The sequence below is a fragment of the Weizmannia sp. CD-2023 genome (genome assembly GCF_036225245.1).
In the GTDB taxonomy this organism is placed as follows: domain Bacteria; phylum Bacillota; class Bacilli; order Bacillales; family Bacillaceae_C; genus Weizmannia; species Weizmannia faecalis.
Genome location: NZ_JARTJQ010000025.1, coordinates 18678 through 35978 on the forward strand (window position 1 = coordinate 18678; position 17301 = coordinate 35978).

Sequence of the window (17301 nt, forward strand, 5' to 3'; positions counted from 1 at the left end):
GCCTGTAGGATGTCACACGAATCATAGAATGGGGAGGATGATGCGGGCTGGCCGATGAATTTCAAGCCACCCGCATCCATCATCCATTTGCATGTTTGAAGGAAAAGCCGGTACAAAATGTCTGTTTTTCTGCAGGCAGTTGAATGAACGAATCATTGAAAACGCATTCGGAGGTATCACCTATGTTGGTTTCTGATAAAACAGTACGATTCCATGCAGCGGAAAATCAAAAGAGCGCTTCCGGCGGCAGGTTGTCTTGGACGGAACGAATCGGTTACGGGCTCGGGGATATGTCTTATAATATTATTTTCCAGTTCGTAAACGCCTATCTGTTATTCTATTATACCGATGTGGACGGGATTTCACCTGCTATCATTGGCACTTTGTTCCTTGTTGTGCGCGTTTTGGATGCCGTTTTTGACCCGGTGATGGGCGTCATTATGGATAAGACAAAGAGCAGATGGGGGAAAGCCCGGCCGTACTTATTATGGGCGGCAGTTCCTCTTGCTTTGTTTACTTTTTTATGTTTTACAACGCCCCATTTTAGTGTGGCGGGCAACAGAATTTATGCATACGTGACCTATATTTTGCTCGGGATGTCATTCAGCATGCAGACGATACCGGTAAACAGCCTGACTGCAAGAATGACGGACAATTTACAGGAACGGACATTATTGACAACGATCAGGATGATTTTGGTCTATATCGGAATTCTTCTCTCCATATCTTGTGCAACACCGCTTGCCCAATATTTCGGCGGCGATGACCAGGCAAAAGGATTTCAACTCACGGCGCTTGTTTATGCGGCCGCAAGCTTTGCATTAAATTTGATCAGTTTCCTGACAGTGCGGGAGAGGGTCGCTATAAAACCAGAAAAAAACACGGTGTAAAGAAAACATTGGCCGTCTTGATCCGAAATAAACCTTTGCTCATCCTGGCTTCTTCTTTCCTGGCTTTTGCCGTCGGTTTTAACATTAAATTGACGACAATGGTTTACTACTTCACCTATAATGTCCACCGCAAAGATTTGGTGTTTATGGGGACGCTGTTATTTTTTGGTGCTGCGCTGATCAGCAATATCTTCATCCCCAGCCTGTCCAAAAAATGGGACAGGAAGAACGTCATGATGATTTCGGCAGCCCTTTCCCTGATTTCTTATGTCGGCTTGCAATTTACAGCATATTCCTCCATTCCACTGATTTTGTTTTTACTGTTTGTTTCCGGGTTTTTTACCACCCCGCTGAACACGCTCGCATGGGGGATGCTTGCGGATTGTGTGGACTATGCAGAGTGGAAAACGGGAATCCGCGCAGACGGTGTGGTGATTTCGAGTATGAGTTTTACCAATAAACTGGGTGTTGCGCTCGCCGGTTCGTTTTCAGCGTTCTTTTTAAACAAGGCCGGCTATGTTCCAAATGTAGCCCAGTCCGTTTCATCCCTTCAAGCGATTAAGGACATGAATGCCATCATCCCTGGCATTTTCATCCTGCTGTCTGTTTTGCTGATCAGCTTTTATCCGATTACAGAAAACAGATACAAGAAGATGATGAAGGAACTGGAGCAGAGAAGATGAAACCGCATGTACGGGGGTTTTTGAACAGATCAAGGGGCCGGCCGGGATGCCGGTCCCCTTTTCCCCGGTAAAACGGGAGGGCTGCAGCAACCAGCCCTTTTTTGCATGTCCACATCTTCACCGGCGCTTTTCTGTTTCAACATCGAAACGGATTTTGCAAAAATAAAAATTGACATGAAATGCGTTTCATCATTTACACTATAAATACATAAAAATGAGCCTGCTGGCAGGGGCTTGGTTTAAACACTTCCATCCTAAAGCATGGATGCCTGCTGAAAAATCGCAAGTGTTTTAATAGGTGAGGTTATGACAAATATTAGAGACTTGGCGAAAATGGCCGGCGTGTCTGTGACGACCGTCTCCCGTGTGCTGAACAATCATCCGTATGTGAGTGAAGAAAAAAAGAACGCTGTTTTAAAAGCGGTGAAAGCGACCCGGTATCATAAAAACATCAATGCCGTCCATTTAAGTAAAGGGAAAACAAAATTGATCGGGGTCGTGTTGCCATTTACAGATCATCCTTATTTTGCCCTTTTATTGAAAGGGATCGCAAAGCAGGCGCTGGAGTATAACCATAAACTGCTTTTGTTTCAAACAGACTATATGGAAAGCAGGGAAACGGAAGCCTTACAAATGCTGCAACAAAAGCAAATTGACGGTTTAATCATTTGTTCGCGCGCCTGCAGTATGCGCAAAATTGAAGAATACTTGCCATTCGGGCCGATTGCGCTTTGTGAATGTGTAAAAGGCGGCGAAATATCGTCAACCTATATTGACCACTATAAAATTTTTATGGATGCACTGGAATTTTTGTACCGGAAAGGCCATACGAAAATCGGGTATTGCATCGGCAGGAAATCCGGCACCAACAGCCGGAATCGCGATAAAGCCTATTGGGATTTCCATGAAAAATACCATTTGCCGCACCATCCGGAATATATTTTTGACCAATGCTACGACTATGAGGATGGAGAAAGGGTTTTGAGCCGGGTAAAAGAAATGGACCCGCCTCCTTCGGCATTGCTTGTAACAAGCGACCAGGTTGCAGCGGGGATTGTCATCAGTTGCAACAAACAGCAAATTTCTATTCCGGATGAGTTGGCGATCATCGGATTTGACAATGAACCGATTGCCGGAATGCTGAATATTACAACGATAGATATTCCGCTTGTTGAAATGGGCCGGAACCTTGTCCACCAGGTTTTGACAAAGGAAATTAAAAACAAGGAAATCTCAGCAACACTCATTGAAAGAGGTACGGTATAGGGATATAGGCTGGGAAGTTTCGTCCTGCCGCGTGTAAAGCCCGGCCAACCTCAGCCTGCCAAAACAAAAACGGCGTCTGCAGCAGTGCCGCAAAAGGGATGCTTGTGCTTTATCAAACGGGGAGGGAGAAAAGTGAATATACTGGAAGATGCAAAGGCCATGGTTTTAGAACTGTATGCCAGTTTGTGCAGTAAAGTAGACGATCAACCATTAGAGCAGGTTGTAGAGGTGATTGGTCGGTCGAATCGTTTGTTTTTGGCAGGAACGGGCTGTTCGGAAATGATCCTCCGTGTCTTTGCCAACAGGCTGGTCCATTTGGGGTTCCGGGTTGGGATGATTGGCGACTTAATTTCCCCTGTTCCTAAAAAAGGGGATACCATCTTGTTCAGCTCAAAATCAGGAGAAAATCCCGTTTTATTGAATGCCGCCCGAAAAGCCAAGCTCCACGGTATAAACATTGTGGCCATCACGGCTTCTCCCGCATCAACCCTTGCAAAAATGGCGGATGTGACGGTCTTGTTGCCGGACGAATCGTCTGAATTTGAAAGCATAAAACAGGCCGGCCTCACCCCGGATAGAATCGGAACCTTATTTGAACTGCTGAGTTTTTTGATTTATGATGTCATTACAGCATCTTTAATGAAAAAACGGCATCCTGAAAATGAGTATGCTTGAAATAGAACGGGAAAGGATTATGAAGAATATGAAGCAAAAAAGCGTGATTTTTTTTGATATCGACGGGACTTTGCTGACACATGAGAAGAAGCTGCCTGTCACAACCAAAAAAGCGATAGATAAGCTGAAAAGCGATGGCCATGTCACAGCCATTGCAACGGGCAGGGCCCCGTTTATGTTTGAAGATTTGCGGAAGGAACTCGGGATGGATACTTTTGTAAGTTATAACGGGCAATATGTTGTTATGAACGGAGAGGTATTGTTTAAAAATCCGTTAAACAGGCAATCGCTTGAAGAATTGACTGCATATGCCCTTTCCCACCAGCATCCGCTTGTCTACATGGACCATGAAGACATGAAGGCCAATGTGCCAAACCACGAGGATATTGAAAAAAGCATTACGTCTTTGAAAATTGGCCGGTTGCCTGCGTATGACCCGCATTATTATAAAGGGCGTGAATTGTACCAGGCGCTCCTGTTCTGTTCAGAAGGGGAAGAGAAACAGTATGAACAGGCGTTTCCGGATTTTGAATTTATTCGCTGGCATCCGCTTTCCGTCGATGTTTTGCCAAAAGGCGGGTCAAAAGCGAGAGGAATTGAAAAGATTGTTGAAAAATTGGGCTTTCCTCCAGAACGCCAATATGCATTTGGCGACGGGTTAAATGATATTAAAATGCTGTCCATGATTAAAAACAGTGTGGCAATGGGAAATGCGGAAGAAAAGGTAAAGGCTGCCGCCAAATACATTACAAAATCGGTGGAAGACATGGGCATTCCCCACGGTCTGCAAATTGTAGGGCTGTTATAACCTGTACAGAGCTAGCTGAATAAGCAAACTGCTTAGATTTGGCAAGGATGCTGACAGCTTTGGCAACCATTTAAATGCTAGTTTTACAACAAATCCGGTGAAAAGCTTGCACTCGTAAGCCAAATCAGATAAAATCACCCATTTCTGCAAAAGAATTCTGCTATATTTTGAGACAGAGCTTGCAGACAAACTCAGAATTGGATTCGTTCAGCAAGCCCTAAATAAAGGTGTCACGTTTACTGTGGCAGGAACGTCTATGCCGTTTTTGGGCATTTAAAAAAATACACAAAAAAGAAGCGCCGGCAAAACTATTCTCTTCCGGACGCTTCTTTTTCTTGGCTGATTTTGCTGAAGTATGCATATTCTGTTTCAAGTTCCGTCAATGTCAGGGTGAAAAGCTGCTTGTCATCTTCCTGATAGGCGCCAAGAGCAATCAGCTGTTCTATCAAATATTGCCGTTTTTTCTCTATCGCGTGCCGTAGAAAATTTTTCAAATGAGCATCCTCCCATTCTTTTGGAGCATGATTTAAAACTCATCATATTTCCGTACGGGTTTCGATATGCGCAATTTCTTGAACAAATAATGAACATTGGGCCGCAATCCATTCTTTTTCATGATCCATTGTTGCGACATGATAAGAGTTGCGGAGCGGTACGATTTTTTTCCGGCTGGCATGAATATGTGCGGCAATATACTCTGTATTTTCAGGAGGCACGACATGGTCTTCTGTTGATTGGAACAAAAGTGCGGGGCAATGGATGGCGGAGAGGTTTTCCCGCGTTTCCCACATCACGGACAGAAGCTCACGGATGGAAGCCACCGGCACTTTTTCATATGAAATTTCATGCACGCCCGCTGCTTTAATATCCGGCGGGCCCTCTTGAATAAACCGTCCTTTCGCCAGGCATTTTTCCAGTTCAGGAATGCTTTGGATAGCCGCGTTGATACACACTATTCCCCGGATATCCGGGTGTTTTTCCGCGAGATGCAAAGCCAGTGTGCCACCCATTGACTGGCCAATAACAAAAATATCATGGCAATGCCGTTTCAGCAGCTGATAACCTTCTTCAAGGCTAGCAATCCAGTCTTTGTAAGTGCAGCGTTCCATGTCCAGGATATGCGTCCCGTGTCCCTTTAATCTTGGCGCGCAAACCGTAAACCCGTCCGATGCCAGTGCCTCTCCCAAAAAGCGGACGCTCTGCGGGGTGCCGTTGAATCCATGCGAGATGAGAATGCCAATTTCATTTCCTTTTATAAAAAAGGATTCTGCACCCGAAAGAACGGGATAGTATTCATGCATAAAAAAGCTCCTTCCTAACATTTATATGGTCAGTGAATTTAAAATGTTAACATAATTTTAAACCAATTAATCCTAGTTGTAAAGTATGTTTTATCGGTAAAATGGAATAGGTTAGGTAAAAAACAGAAGGATGCAAAGAGGCTGCTTGTAACAGCCTCTTCTCACGGAGCAGTCCGGATGAAGGCTTATTCCGCCTTTTCAATGACAATGAAACAGGTGCTGTCCGGGAGTGCGGTTTCTTTTCCGCTCTCGTCCATTACTTTGACTTTCGGAAGCAGGTGCGTGCTGTAGCCTTCTTGAAGATAGTGGCGGAAACAAATGATGTTTGCCCTGCTGCCGAGCGTTTCTTCAATCACTTTCAGATATTCAGATGGGGTGAAGTATCCGAATTGTTCCTGGACTTCATGTGGATAAGCTTCCTCCCCCCATGTATAAGTATATAGAAATTCCATCAGGTCATTTACCGGGAGTTTGATCTTATTATCCTCTGTAATCTCGTAATCAATTTTTCTGCCTTTAAAATCTTCAACATATCTAGTGAAAAAGCGGAAGCCGTCCGGATCGCGGAATGCTAATAACCGGATCAGGTCTTTTGGCTCCGTCATAATGCCGTCGCGGATGATCATGCGCCCACCCGGTTTCAGCACGGCAAAGGCGCTTTTTAAAGCCGCTTTTACGACATCCGGGTTATATGTCCGGCCGTGAAAAGGGATATAGGAATACATTTCATGCAAAATAGATGAAAATATAATTGTATCAGCGCTCTCTAACTCAAAATAAGATGAAAGTTTGAGCGCATCTGCCTGTTTCACCTTCCAGCTTTTCCGTTCACGGACCTTTTTTCTCTCCAGTTCTTGAATGACATTGGTCGAAATATCGATCCCCGTAATGTCGGCATCCGGGTGCTTTTCGGACAGGAGATCGAGCATGATCCCGCCCCCTGCGCCAACATCAATCATGACCGTTCCTTTTGCAAAGTCTGCGATGATCTTTTTATGGTCTTCGGCATTGTTCATGTCTGCCAAATAATGCTGTTCATTTTGCAGCCTGTCAAACGCATCTTTACGGAATCCGAAAAAATCGTACAACAAGAGTATGGAACGTTCATAGAGAGGGGACTTTTCTGCTTCCTGGCAAAATGCGATGAGCTTTTCCCCAGGTTTGGAAAAAGTAAAATTGACGCCGGTTGTACTGCCCAATGAATCGAATGGAATGAGTTCAAGCGTAACATGTTCGTTCGGCTGCGTATCTCCGCTGATCAGGCCTGCTAGCGGACAAGCTTTTAAATACGCTTCTATAATTCTTTTTTTATACAAATTAACCGATTTTTTCCCTTTGTAATCATAATAGATATCTTTCATCAACGGCTCAAAACTGATTTGCTCAACGGTAAGCAGGTTTGTTTTCTGATAGACGAGAAGAAAAATTTTCAGGAATTCTTCAAAAGAAAAATCCTGCAGTGCGGATTCCACATACCAAATATCCGTTTTCTGGAAAAGTAAGTGAAACATACTGGCAAGTTCCCGGTTGCTGAACCATTTTGTGTATAAAGCCTCAAAGTCCTCGCCTTTTTGGATGGAACATTCTCTTAATCGTCTGAGCCGTTCTTTAAGGGAATGCTCCCGGCTTTTTTCTCCCGCGGCAATCCAGCTTGTGATTTGTGAAGTTTCTGCACGGACTTTTTCCCATATAGCGGGGGATACCCCTTCAATAATACAGTGATTGAGGGCAAGCAAAATGCGTTTGATATCCCATTTTAAAGATGACCGGTGGCTTTGGATCCAATCAATTAGAGGATACAGCTGGCGGTAGCGGACTTCTCCCCTGATAAACTGCCCGACAAGGCCGTGGGTCAGGATGAGCGTATAGATCAGGTCTTCTTTTTGCAAATGACGCTGCCCGAATGGAACCGCCATTTGTTCATGGGCATAAATCCGCGCTGATCCGATATTATGGATACGCAATTGAAAACCGCGCCTGCGCCATTCTTCCCGCTTTTGGGCAGACCCGCATTTTGCCACCTCGCTCCATCTTAAAACTTCCTCAATGATTTCTTTTTCAGATGCGGGCAAGTCTGCATAACAGCGGTCCAATATGGCTAGCGTTTTTTCAACATAGTGCAGGACCGGATTCGGTTCAAGGTTTTCCAATGATTCGACTTGTTCGAGGTTCACATTTTTTTCGTCTGTACGGTACAAGTATGAAAGCCATTTATGTTCGTGGAGAATATCCGTATTTCCCGCTTTTGCTTTTGCGATCAGTTTCAGTGAAGATAACAAATCAGCCATTCCCTTCGTTTTTGATGAAAAACAGGGACTGCCATGCACAGCCCCAAATGCAATTTACACAATAACCAGCACTTGACTCGGCCGGAGTAGAACTGTCCCGTTAGCCGATCTAATTGGACAAAAGCGCTGGCAGCCCGCGTGGAACAGTCTCGTTGGCTGCTCTAATTGGACAAAAGCTCCTGCTGCCGCGGAAGAACTGTCCCGTTAGCGGTTCTAATTGGATAAAAGCGCCGTGCGGCAGTGTAGGACTGTCCTGTTAGCGGTTCTAATTAGACAAAAGCCCCGTGCGCCCCTGAAGATTTGTCCAGTTAAGCGTTCCAATTGGACAAAAGCTCCGCAAACACATTATGGCCGGGAAAAGGGGAGGAGTTCAAGGAATCGGCTTAGAGATGAAATCATTTTTCCGAATGTATGTCCGTGCGGCGTTTTTTCCAGCATCTGCGCAAATCGCTGTAACACCGGCCCCTCTGGACCAGCCAAAAAGCTTTTGTACGCCATTCTCGATAAATGTGAAACGGTCATCAGCCGGATCAAATGCAGCCCGGCATTCATAGGCATTCCATTGTGCAGAGTAGTTCAATACCTTCTCTTCTTTTTGTTACGTAAGTTAGTTTTAAATGATAGAAAAATAAACCTATTGCAGAAGCAGCTGCTTCCGCAATAGGCTAATCACTGATACCCTCGGGCTTACTGGAGTAAAACCATTATTGATACAATTGCCCGCTGTCTCCGGCAGTCGGATTCTGGGACTGTGCCATGTACTGCTGGATTTGCGGCTGGTTTTCCGGAACAACCTGGTACATGGCGCCGATTTTTGCCGTATCCACAGATTCTGCCTGGTCAACCGGATAGTAGCCTTTCGATGCCATATACTGCCACATGTCATAGGCGTGGGCGCAGCTCATCATAAAGGCAGTCTGGCAAAACGATCGGATTTCAGGATTTGCCATGTCCATCGCCGCCCATGCATATTCACGCCCGGCCCGTTTCAGCGTTAACAGATACGCAGTTGCCATTTCGCGGTCGTTCATATCTTCAACCATCGTCCGCGGCTGGACAGGGACAGCCGGTGGGGCCATTTGCAGTGCCATGTTGGAAATCTCTTGGTTTTCTTTTAACAACGGCAATTCTTTTTTTGCCCCTTCAGCTTTGTTTAAAAATTCGACTTTCATGTTGTAGTCCCGGATATGGAGCGGAAAATGTTTTTCAAGAATTTTTTTGAACGCCGGATCCTGGACATGCTGGAGCATATATGCCATGTTCGTAATCGAGTTGACACAGCTCATCGCCAGTTCATTTAAATCGTACAGTTCATGTGCGGCTAATTTCATGATTCAACCTCCACTTCATTTTTAAAACCAACCTTATTTTGTTTTAAACGGGGCAGGATATACAGAAACGTTTTCATTGTTTTTTGTAATTTCCGGTGCTACTGTAAAAATAAAGCCGTCCCGGAAATGGGCAGAAGGAGGAGAGCGTTGTGAAGACAGAAACTTTACATTTAAAGGCGCATCAGAATGCTGAACTGACGGCGTACGTACTGGATGGATCCCCTGAGTTCAGCAATATCGAGGCGCGCCCGGTTGTGCTTATTTTTCCCGGTGGCGCCTACCGGTTTACTTCGGACAGGGAAGCTGAACCGGTTGCGATGGCATATTTGGCGGAAGGATTCAACGCGTTTGTACTTCGCTACTCGGTCGGGGAAACATTCCGGTTTGAAGCGGCTTTACAAGATGCGGAAGAAGCGATTGCGATGATCCGCGCGCATGCGGAAGACTGGCATACCGACCCTGAAAAAATTGCGGTTGCCGGTTTTTCTGCAGGAGGGCATCTTGCCGCTGCACTTGGTACGATCGGAAAAAATAAGCCTAATGCCTTGATTTTAGGCTACCCATGTATTTTGGATTCGATGAGCGAAAGCCTTGCTTTTCCGGTGCCGTCTGTTGACAAGGAAGTGACTGCCGAAACGCCGCCGGTCTTTCTGTTTTCAACTTTTGAAGACCAAACCGTGCCGATTGAAAACTCGATTGCCTTCTTGCAGGCGTTGAATGTGCACGGCATTCCATTCGAGTCGCATATTTTTCAAAAAGGCAAGCACGGGCTGTCGCTCGCCAAACCCCATACTTCAAACGGATTAAAAGCAAATGTGGATGCAGATGTTGCACAATGGTTTGGCCTGAGCGTTTCCTGGCTTCATAAAGTGCTCGGCCAGTTTTCGGCTAATGGCTGATTGCGGAGAATTTGACCAGCCGGGAAAACGGTTCTTGATGGCTCGAAAAAGGGTACAAGAAAATCAGAAGTTTCATGTTTTTGGGACTTTACCACGCGCGCAGAGTCCGTCTATGTAAAGAAAGCTGGCGCAAAAATCGATGTTCCTTCACGTAGAGTGCGTCTACGTGAAGGAAGCGAGGAAAAAAGGTGTTGTTCCTTAACATAGAAGGCGTCTACGTGAAGGAAGCATGAAAAAAATGCCTTGTTCCTTAACATAGAGTGCGTCTACGTGAAGGAAGCGAGGAAAAAATGCGCTGTTCCTACACATAGGCTGAAACCAAAACGGCCGATGCTGTATTATAAACCATTTTTGTAAAATTGGGAGGAATGCACATGTCAAGTTTACATGAAACTTTTGTATTGGAAAATGGGGTGGGGATCCCGAAAATCGGCCTTGGTACATGGCAAGTCCCGAATGGCGAAACCACTTACCATGCCGTATCTTTTGCTTTAAAAAACGGCTATCGCCACATTGATACCGCCTATGCTTACCATAATGAAGAAAGTGTCGGCAAAGCAGTGCGGGATTCCGGCATTAACCGGCGCGACATTTTTGTCACGTCCAAGCTGCCGGCGGAAATCAAGTCGTATGACAAAGCGCTGAAAACATTTGACGAAACAATGGAAAATCTTGGCCTTGAGCAGCTCGACCTTTATCTGATTCATGCCCCGTGGCCATGGAGCGAAAAGGGGGCCGATTATACGAAAGAAAATATTGAAGTTTGGAAAGCGATGGAGGAAATCTATGAAAGCGGGCGCTGCCGGGCAATTGGCGTTTCCAATTTCAGCGTTTCCGACCTGAAAGCCGTGATGGAAAATGCAAAAATCAAGCCGATGGTCAATCAAATCCGTTACTTCATTGGACATACACAGGAAGATGTGACAGCATTCTGCCAGGACAATGGCATTCTCGTTGAGGCCTATTCGCCGCTTGCCACAGGAAAAATTCTGGAAAACGCCGAGATACAAAAAATTGCAGACAAATACGGCAAAACACTTCCGCAAGTTTGCATCCGTTACTGCTTGCAAAAAGGCGTGCTGCCACTCCCAAAATCGACGCATGAGGCATTTATCCTGCAAAATGCGGACGTAGACTTTGAAATTTCCAGTGAAGACATGCAATATCTCGATCAGTTGAAAGAGACAGAAAAATAAATGGAAAGAAAAAGGCTGTTCATTTGGACAGCCTTTTGAAATGTACCGGAGCCGATTCCGAAGCGCGATTAAGTGCAACCGTTCTTTTTTCATATTATAATAGTTACAAAAGAACAAAGCAGCAGTTTACAGAAAAGGTATAACAGCAATAACGCCGGCAGTCTGTCAATCCCGGCCGGCACAGGCTGTTTGAAAAAATAGAGAAATCGGCGGACTTTTTACCGGCATTGAAAAATATACAGCAAAGAACCAGGGGGAGCATAAATGAAGATTGTTGCACTTTCGGGCTCGCGAGTCGGCTCGAAAACAAGAACAGCGATGAACTACGCGGTAAACGTGATCCGTGGGAAATATCCAAACGCGGAAGTCACGCTCCTTGATCTGGCGGATTACGATGTGCAGTTCAGCGACGGGCGCCATTATATGGATTACGAAGGGGATACCAAATTTGTGGCGCAAACTGTCATGGACGCGGATGCGCTTATCATCGGCACGCCGGTTTTCCAGGCATCGATTCCGGCGACATTGAAAAATGTGTTTGACCTGCTGCCCGAAAAATCACTTCGGGATAAGGTGGCAAGCATCATTGTCACGGCCGGCTCACCGAAACATTATTTGATTGCCGAGCAGCAGATCAAGCCGATTTTGTCTTACATGCGGGCACAAATTGTCCAGTCTTATGTTTTTATAGAGGAAAAAGATTTTTACCAGAAAGAAATTGTGAATGAAGACGTCCTCTTGCGCATCAGCCGGCTTGTGGAGGACACCGTCATGCTTACGGAAACGTATGCAAAAATAAAAGAAGCAAAAGAAGCAGCGTACATCTCCCGCGATTAAAGCCGCGCACGTACCGGACGATTCAGAAAAGGGCGGACAGCTAAAACTGTCCGCCCTTTTCTGATGCAGGTGGTAGGAGAGTAAAGGAAAATCCCGTTTTTGCAGTTTTCCGGGAAGAAAAAAGATACCAAAAACTGGTGAACGATATTCAATATAAACTGGGAATTAGCCAGGTGTAACTCCTCTGTTTAAACTACAACGGCTTGCAAAAAACTTACCTAAATATAAAAATTTTTCAGAAAAACGGTTTTTCTCTTGATCATTCCCTCCCTGTCCATGTAAAATTAAAATAGCAAATAAATGTTCTCGTTTTTAAATTTGGGAGGGAGTGCCTTGTCTTTTTCATTTATCCATGCGGCTGATATTCATTTGGACAGCCCTTTGGCCGGCCTGGAGCAATACGAGGGGGCACCAGTGGAAAAAATCCGCGGCGCAACCCGTGAAGCATTTAAAAATTTGGTGGATGCGGCGATTGAACGGCAAGTCCATTTTCTCATCATTGCCGGCGATTTGTATGACGGCAACTGGAAAGATTACAATACCGGCCTCTTTTTCACAAGCCAGATGGTGCGCCTGCAGAAAGAAGGCATTCCTGTTTTCCTCATCCGCGGCAACCATGATGCGGCCAATTTGATGACGAAATCTCTGAAACTGCCGGAGAATGTGCACGAATTTCCGGTAAAAGCGCCGGAAACGGTTACCCTTGATGCGTTTGGCGTCGCCATTCACGGGCAAGGTTTTGCACAACGGGCAGTGGAAGAAAATCTTGTGAAAAACTATCCGCCGAAAAAAGAAGGCTATTTCAATATCGGCATTTTACATACAAGCGCGACGGGGCGTGAAGGGCATGAAAATTACGCGCCGTGCACGATAGAAGATATGATGGAGAAGCAGTATGATTATTGGGCGCTCGGCCATATCCATATGCGGGAATTGCTCCATCCGCATGACCCCGCGATTTTGTTCCCGGGAAATATCCAGGGACGGCATATTCGGGAGACAGGAGAAAAGGGCTGCACCTATGTGGAAGTAAAAGACGGTACGATTGAAAAGATGGAACCCATCCCGCTTGATGTGTTGCGCTGGACATTATGCCCGGTTGATATGGGCGACATCGAAACGGTGGACGGGCTCATGGACGCGGCCCGCAGTGCGCTTGAAAAGGCATATGCGGAAGCAGACGGGCGTTACTTGGCGGTGCGTTTTGAATTGGCCGGCGCAACGAAAATGCACAGGGAACTGATTGCAAAAAAAGACCTCCTCTTGAACCAGCTGCGTTCCATTGCGCTTGAGACAGGTTTCGGCGAAATCTGGGTGGAGAAAGTAAAAATCAAGACAACAGGGCTGAACGATGCCGATGCCTTTTCCGATGAACAATCGCCAATCGGGACGGTGCTAAAATTTATCCGCAGCACGGCCGAAGATGAGGAGATGCTTGAAGCGCTGCTGGATGAATTCAGCGATATCCGCCAGGCCATTCCGCATGAACTGAAAGAAGGGGAAGACGGGTTTGATTTTTCCAACCCTGGCCTCGTCAAAAAGCGGATAAAAGATGTGGAAGACTTCATTCTTTATTCCTTAACGGAAACGGGGGCGGAAAAGGCATGAGATTTGATTATTTGAACCTGCTTGCTTACGGGCATTTTACAGATCAGATGTTTTCCTTTGATCCGGAGAAAAACTTCCATCTGCTGTTCGGGCCGAACGAAGCCGGAAAAAGTACAACACTCCGCTCGATTACGCATTTTTTATACGGATTTCCGCAAAAAACGAACGACGCTTTCCTCCATGGCAATACGAAATTAAGAATTGAAGGGCTTTTGCGCAACACAAAAGGGGAAGCCCTGCAGTTTACCCGTAGAAAAGGGAAAAAGAATACGGCACTTGACCCGGACGGCAACCCGGTCCCGGAAAATACGGTCGCGGCTTTTTTAAACCATATGCCGGAATCCCAGTTTTTAAACATGTTTGCCCTTGACCATGTCCGTCTTCGTGAAGGCGGCGAAAGCCTTTTGGAAAGCGGGGGCAATGCCGGGGAAAGTTTTTTCACCGCCGCTTCGGGCATCAATGTGCTGCGCCGGGTTCTCGAGAACTTTGACAAACAGGCAGGCGCACTGTACAAAAAAACCGGTTCCGTCCCTGAATTAAATCAGCTGCTCAAGCGGGAAAAAGAGCTTTCGAAAAAAATCAGTGAGCAGCAGTTGAAAGTACAGGCATGGAAAGCTTTCGAGGCGCGTTACCGGGAGTTGGAAAAAGAACTCGGCGCCCTCACCGCAAAAATAAAGACGCTGCGCAGCCAAAAAGAACAGCTGCAACGGGTCAAATGGATTTTGCCGAAGATCGCAAACCGGAAAAATCTTTTGCAAAAATTGGAAGCGCTCGGCGATGTCCCGGATCTTCCGGATAATATTGCAGAAGTCCGTGCCGAAGCGGAAAACAAATGGAACGCTTCCCGGGCAAACTTGGACAAAATTTCCCGGCAACTGGCGGGCACCGAAGCGGAAATGAAAGAAATCAGCATTCCGGAACACATTTTAGAACAGGCTGCCGCGATTACAGCCCTTTACCGCCAAGTGCAACAGTACGAAGACGATGAAAAAATGCTGCCTGAGCTCGAAGGGAAAAAGCAGCAGCTCCAAGCCCAATTGATGTCCGTTATGAAGGAGATCGACCCGGGCCGTGCAGCCGTTGAAAATATAGAACTTTACCGGCTGCCTTCCGCCCAAAAAGAAATGATCCGCGAGCTTTGCAAGCAAAAGCCGTTGCTCGACCAGGCTTATGAATCATTGAAACGGGAAGGCGAAAAACTGGAAAAAGAGCTGGCAAAGAAGCTGGAAGAATTGGCTGCCTTGCCTGATCTACCGGACGTGGAAAAACTGGAAGCCGTCCTGACCAAGGTGAACCGTGCGGGAGACGTGGAAGCGGCGATACACGAGCTGGCCGCGGAATGCCGGCAAAAACAGCGGCAAGTGGAAGAAGCCGTCCGTGCTTTGCCGTTATGGGATGGCGGGGTGGAAGAACTTGTCAAACTTCCGGTGCCCGGTTTGGAAGAAACGGTGAAAAAGTTTGAAAAAGAAGCGGAGCAATTGACGCGGCAGCTGGATTCGGTGCAAAGCCGGATTTCCCGGTTGAAAGAGGACATCGAAGTTTCAGAAGAAAGCATCCGCCGGCTTGATTCCATTGCCGAGATCCCGTCTGAAGAAAAGCTGTCGGCCGTCCGTGCCTTAAGGGATGCCGGCTGGCAGCTGATACGCACCAAACTTGAAACCGGCCATTGGCTTGAAACGGCTGAAACATATACAAAGGGAGAGCCGGCCGCGTCGGTTTATGAGAAACATGTCCTTGAAGCTGACCAGATTGCGGATACGATGCGGCTGGAAGCGGAAAAAGTCGGCGAGAAGAATAAACTTTTAGCCGATATTAGAAAGTTCCGCGGGAAAAAAGAACAGCTTGAAAAAGAGAAATCCGGGCTTGAAGAAGCTTTGCGTGCGTGGGAATCCGCCTGGCAAGATCTTTGGGCGCCGGCGCAAATCCGTCCGCTTACGCCTGGAGAGATGCGGGAATGGCTGCAAAAACACGCGCAAATTAAAAGCTTGATGCAGGATTATGAGAAGGCGCAAGAAAAAATGCGCGCGCTTCATGATAGCCATGCGGACTGCTGCAATGCGCTATCTGCCGTGCTGAAAACATTTGCCGCCGTTTCAGAAGGGCAGCCGCTTGCGGAACTGGTAAGTCTTGCAGAAAACGAATTGAAACGAGTCCGCAATCTTGCCGCAAAGAAGGACAGCCTCGAAACGGCTATCCGCGATTTAAAAGAAAAACGGGAAGAGATGCAAACGGAGAAAGCGGAAATCGGGAAGAAACGCGAAGCATGGCTGGCAAATTGGTCTTCGGCTGTCGCGGGCACGGCAATATTGGAAGAGGTGCCGCCGGCGGTTGCTGAATCCCTGCTCGTCCGCTATGAAACATGTATGCAACTCTATGATGCATACAACCAGACTGAAAAAGAGCAGCAAGCCGTTACTGAAAAAATGGCGCGCTTTGAAGAAAAAGTGCAGCATATCCTTGAAACGGCCCAACTTCCATCGAACGGGGAGAATGCCGCTGTTGCCGTAAGCCAGATGTATCAGCTATTGCAAAATGCCCAACAGGACGATGCCGCTTTGAAAAAGCTCAAACGCCGTTTAGAAGACTTGGAGAATGAGAGAAAAGAAGAAACAGAAGCACTGGAAGCAGCTGAAGCGGTTTTAACAGAACTTTTCCAACAGGCAGGCTGCAGCACAATCGAAGAACTAAAGCAAATTGAAACAGCTTTCCTGCTGAAAAAAAGTTTTGAAAAAGACATTCGGCAAATCGAAGCGGACATGCTGGATGCGGGTGCCGGTAAATCACTGCAGGAATTGCTTGATGAGGCGGCCCGGTTTGATGCAGATTCGATTGACGCCGATTTGGCGGAAACCGGTCGTGAACTTGACCGTTTGGAAGCCTCGCGTTCCGAGGTGGAGCAGGAATATGGGGCGGTCAAAAAAGAATACGAAGAACAGATTCGCGGCGCCAACATGACAGCCATTGAAGCCGGCCAGGAAAGGGAAAGCGTGCATGCGCAAATCGCCAGTTTGACGGAGCAATATATCCAGTTGAAACTCGCTGCCGCTTTGCTGCAAAAGGGGATTGAATTTTACCGGAGCCAAAATCAAAATCCGATTTTAAATCGTGCGGGTGATATTTTTGCGCGGCTGACACTTCATTCTTTTGACGGGTTGGCGGTGGATTACAACGAGCAGGACGAGCCTGTTTTAATGGGCGTGCGCGGCGGGGAGAATGTGCCGCTGAACGGGATGAGCGACGGGACGACCGACCAGCTGTATCTGTCCTTACGCCTTGCGAGCATTGAAAAATACGCAGCTGAAAACGAGCCGCTACCGTTCATTGTCGATGACATCCTCGTCCATTTCGACGATGAACGTTCAAAAGAAACATTGAAAGTATTGCTCGAACTTTCCAGCTGCACGCAAATCATCTTTTTCACACATCATCAGCGCCTTGTCGACATGATGCAGGAAATCGCCCCGCCGGAAGCCGTCCAGTACTTGGCTTTCCACGGGCAGAAAATTGCCGTGCATTAAA

General features: G+C 46.7%; 12 protein-coding genes and 1 pseudogene. 9 read left to right on the plus strand and 4 right to left on the minus strand.

The annotated features are described in order from the left end of the window. Positions 1-182: 182 nt before the first annotated feature. The 4 genes and pseudogenes from P9687_RS02875 to P9687_RS02890 all read left to right on the plus strand — a co-directional run bounded on the left by P9687_RS02875 (position 183) and on the right by P9687_RS02890 (position 4322). Positions 183-1573 (plus strand): annotated as a pseudogene (locus P9687_RS02875) (MFS transporter). 306 nt (positions 1574-1879) lie between these two features. After that, positions 1880-2839 carry a LacI family DNA-binding transcriptional regulator gene (locus tag P9687_RS02880; RefSeq protein ID WP_014095967.1) on the plus strand — a complete coding sequence of 320 codons (960 nt, stop codon included), beginning with the start codon at positions 1880-1882 and terminating at the stop codon, positions 2837-2839. A 132-nt stretch (positions 2840-2971) separates the two neighbouring features. Beyond that, positions 2972-3514 (plus strand): SIS domain-containing protein, encoded by a 543-nt coding sequence (locus tag P9687_RS02885; RefSeq protein WP_014095966.1) that lies wholly within the window; start codon positions 2972-2974, stop codon positions 3512-3514. A 28-nt stretch (positions 3515-3542) separates the two neighbouring features. Further along, the gene (locus P9687_RS02890; protein WP_035189879.1) at positions 3543-4322 is read left to right on the plus strand and encodes a Cof-type HAD-IIB family hydrolase; all 780 of its coding nucleotides are present in this window, start codon (positions 3543-3545) and stop codon (positions 4320-4322) included. Between the two features lie 308 nt (positions 4323-4630). Here P9687_RS02890 and fbpA read toward each other — a convergent pair whose 3' ends face one another. From fbpA to P9687_RS02910, 4 genes are all read right to left on the minus strand, one after another. Then, on the minus strand, positions 4631-4816 hold the full coding sequence (fbpA, locus tag P9687_RS02895) for a Fur-regulated basic protein FbpA (RefSeq protein ID WP_014095964.1): 186 nt from the start codon (positions 4814-4816) through the stop codon (positions 4631-4633). Between the two features lie 42 nt (positions 4817-4858). After that, on the minus strand, positions 4859-5623 hold the full coding sequence (locus P9687_RS02900) for an alpha/beta hydrolase (RefSeq protein WP_014095963.1): 765 nt from the start codon (positions 5621-5623) through the stop codon (positions 4859-4861). A 185-nt stretch (positions 5624-5808) separates the two neighbouring features. Next, the gene (locus P9687_RS02905) at positions 5809-7902 is read right to left on the minus strand and encodes a class I SAM-dependent methyltransferase (RefSeq protein ID WP_328228862.1); all 2094 of its coding nucleotides are present in this window, start codon (positions 7900-7902) and stop codon (positions 5809-5811) included. A gap of 713 nt (positions 7903-8615) precedes the next feature. Beyond that, positions 8616-9242, minus strand: a complete 627-nt coding sequence (locus tag P9687_RS02910; RefSeq protein WP_017551032.1) for a spore coat protein — start codon at positions 9240-9242, stop codon at positions 8616-8618. A gap of 149 nt (positions 9243-9391) precedes the next feature. Between P9687_RS02910 and P9687_RS02915 the strand changes: the two genes are divergently transcribed. The 5 genes from P9687_RS02915 to P9687_RS02935 all read left to right on the plus strand — a co-directional run bounded on the left by P9687_RS02915 (position 9392) and on the right by P9687_RS02935 (position 17300). Beyond that, positions 9392-10141 (plus strand): alpha/beta hydrolase, encoded by a 750-nt coding sequence (locus P9687_RS02915; RefSeq protein ID WP_035189876.1) that lies wholly within the window; start codon positions 9392-9394, stop codon positions 10139-10141. 374 nt (positions 10142-10515) lie between these two features. After that, positions 10516-11337: an aldo/keto reductase gene (locus tag P9687_RS02920; protein ID WP_035189875.1), complete on the plus strand. Its 822-nt coding sequence runs from the start codon at positions 10516-10518 to the stop codon at positions 11335-11337. Positions 11338-11601: 264 nt separating this feature from the next. Further along, complete coding sequence (locus tag P9687_RS02925; RefSeq protein ID WP_035189874.1) at positions 11602-12174, plus strand: NADPH-dependent FMN reductase; 573 nt, start codon at positions 11602-11604, stop codon at positions 12172-12174. A gap of 333 nt (positions 12175-12507) precedes the next feature. Then, positions 12508-13782: a metallophosphoesterase family protein gene (locus P9687_RS02930; RefSeq protein ID WP_035189872.1), complete on the plus strand. Its 1275-nt coding sequence runs from the start codon at positions 12508-12510 to the stop codon at positions 13780-13782. After that, positions 13779-17300: an AAA family ATPase gene (locus P9687_RS02935; RefSeq protein ID WP_328228631.1), complete on the plus strand. Its 3522-nt coding sequence runs from the start codon at positions 13779-13781 to the stop codon at positions 17298-17300. Before P9687_RS02930 ends, P9687_RS02935 begins: the two co-directional genes overlap by 4 nt. The last annotated feature ends 1 nt before the right edge of the window (position 17301 follow it).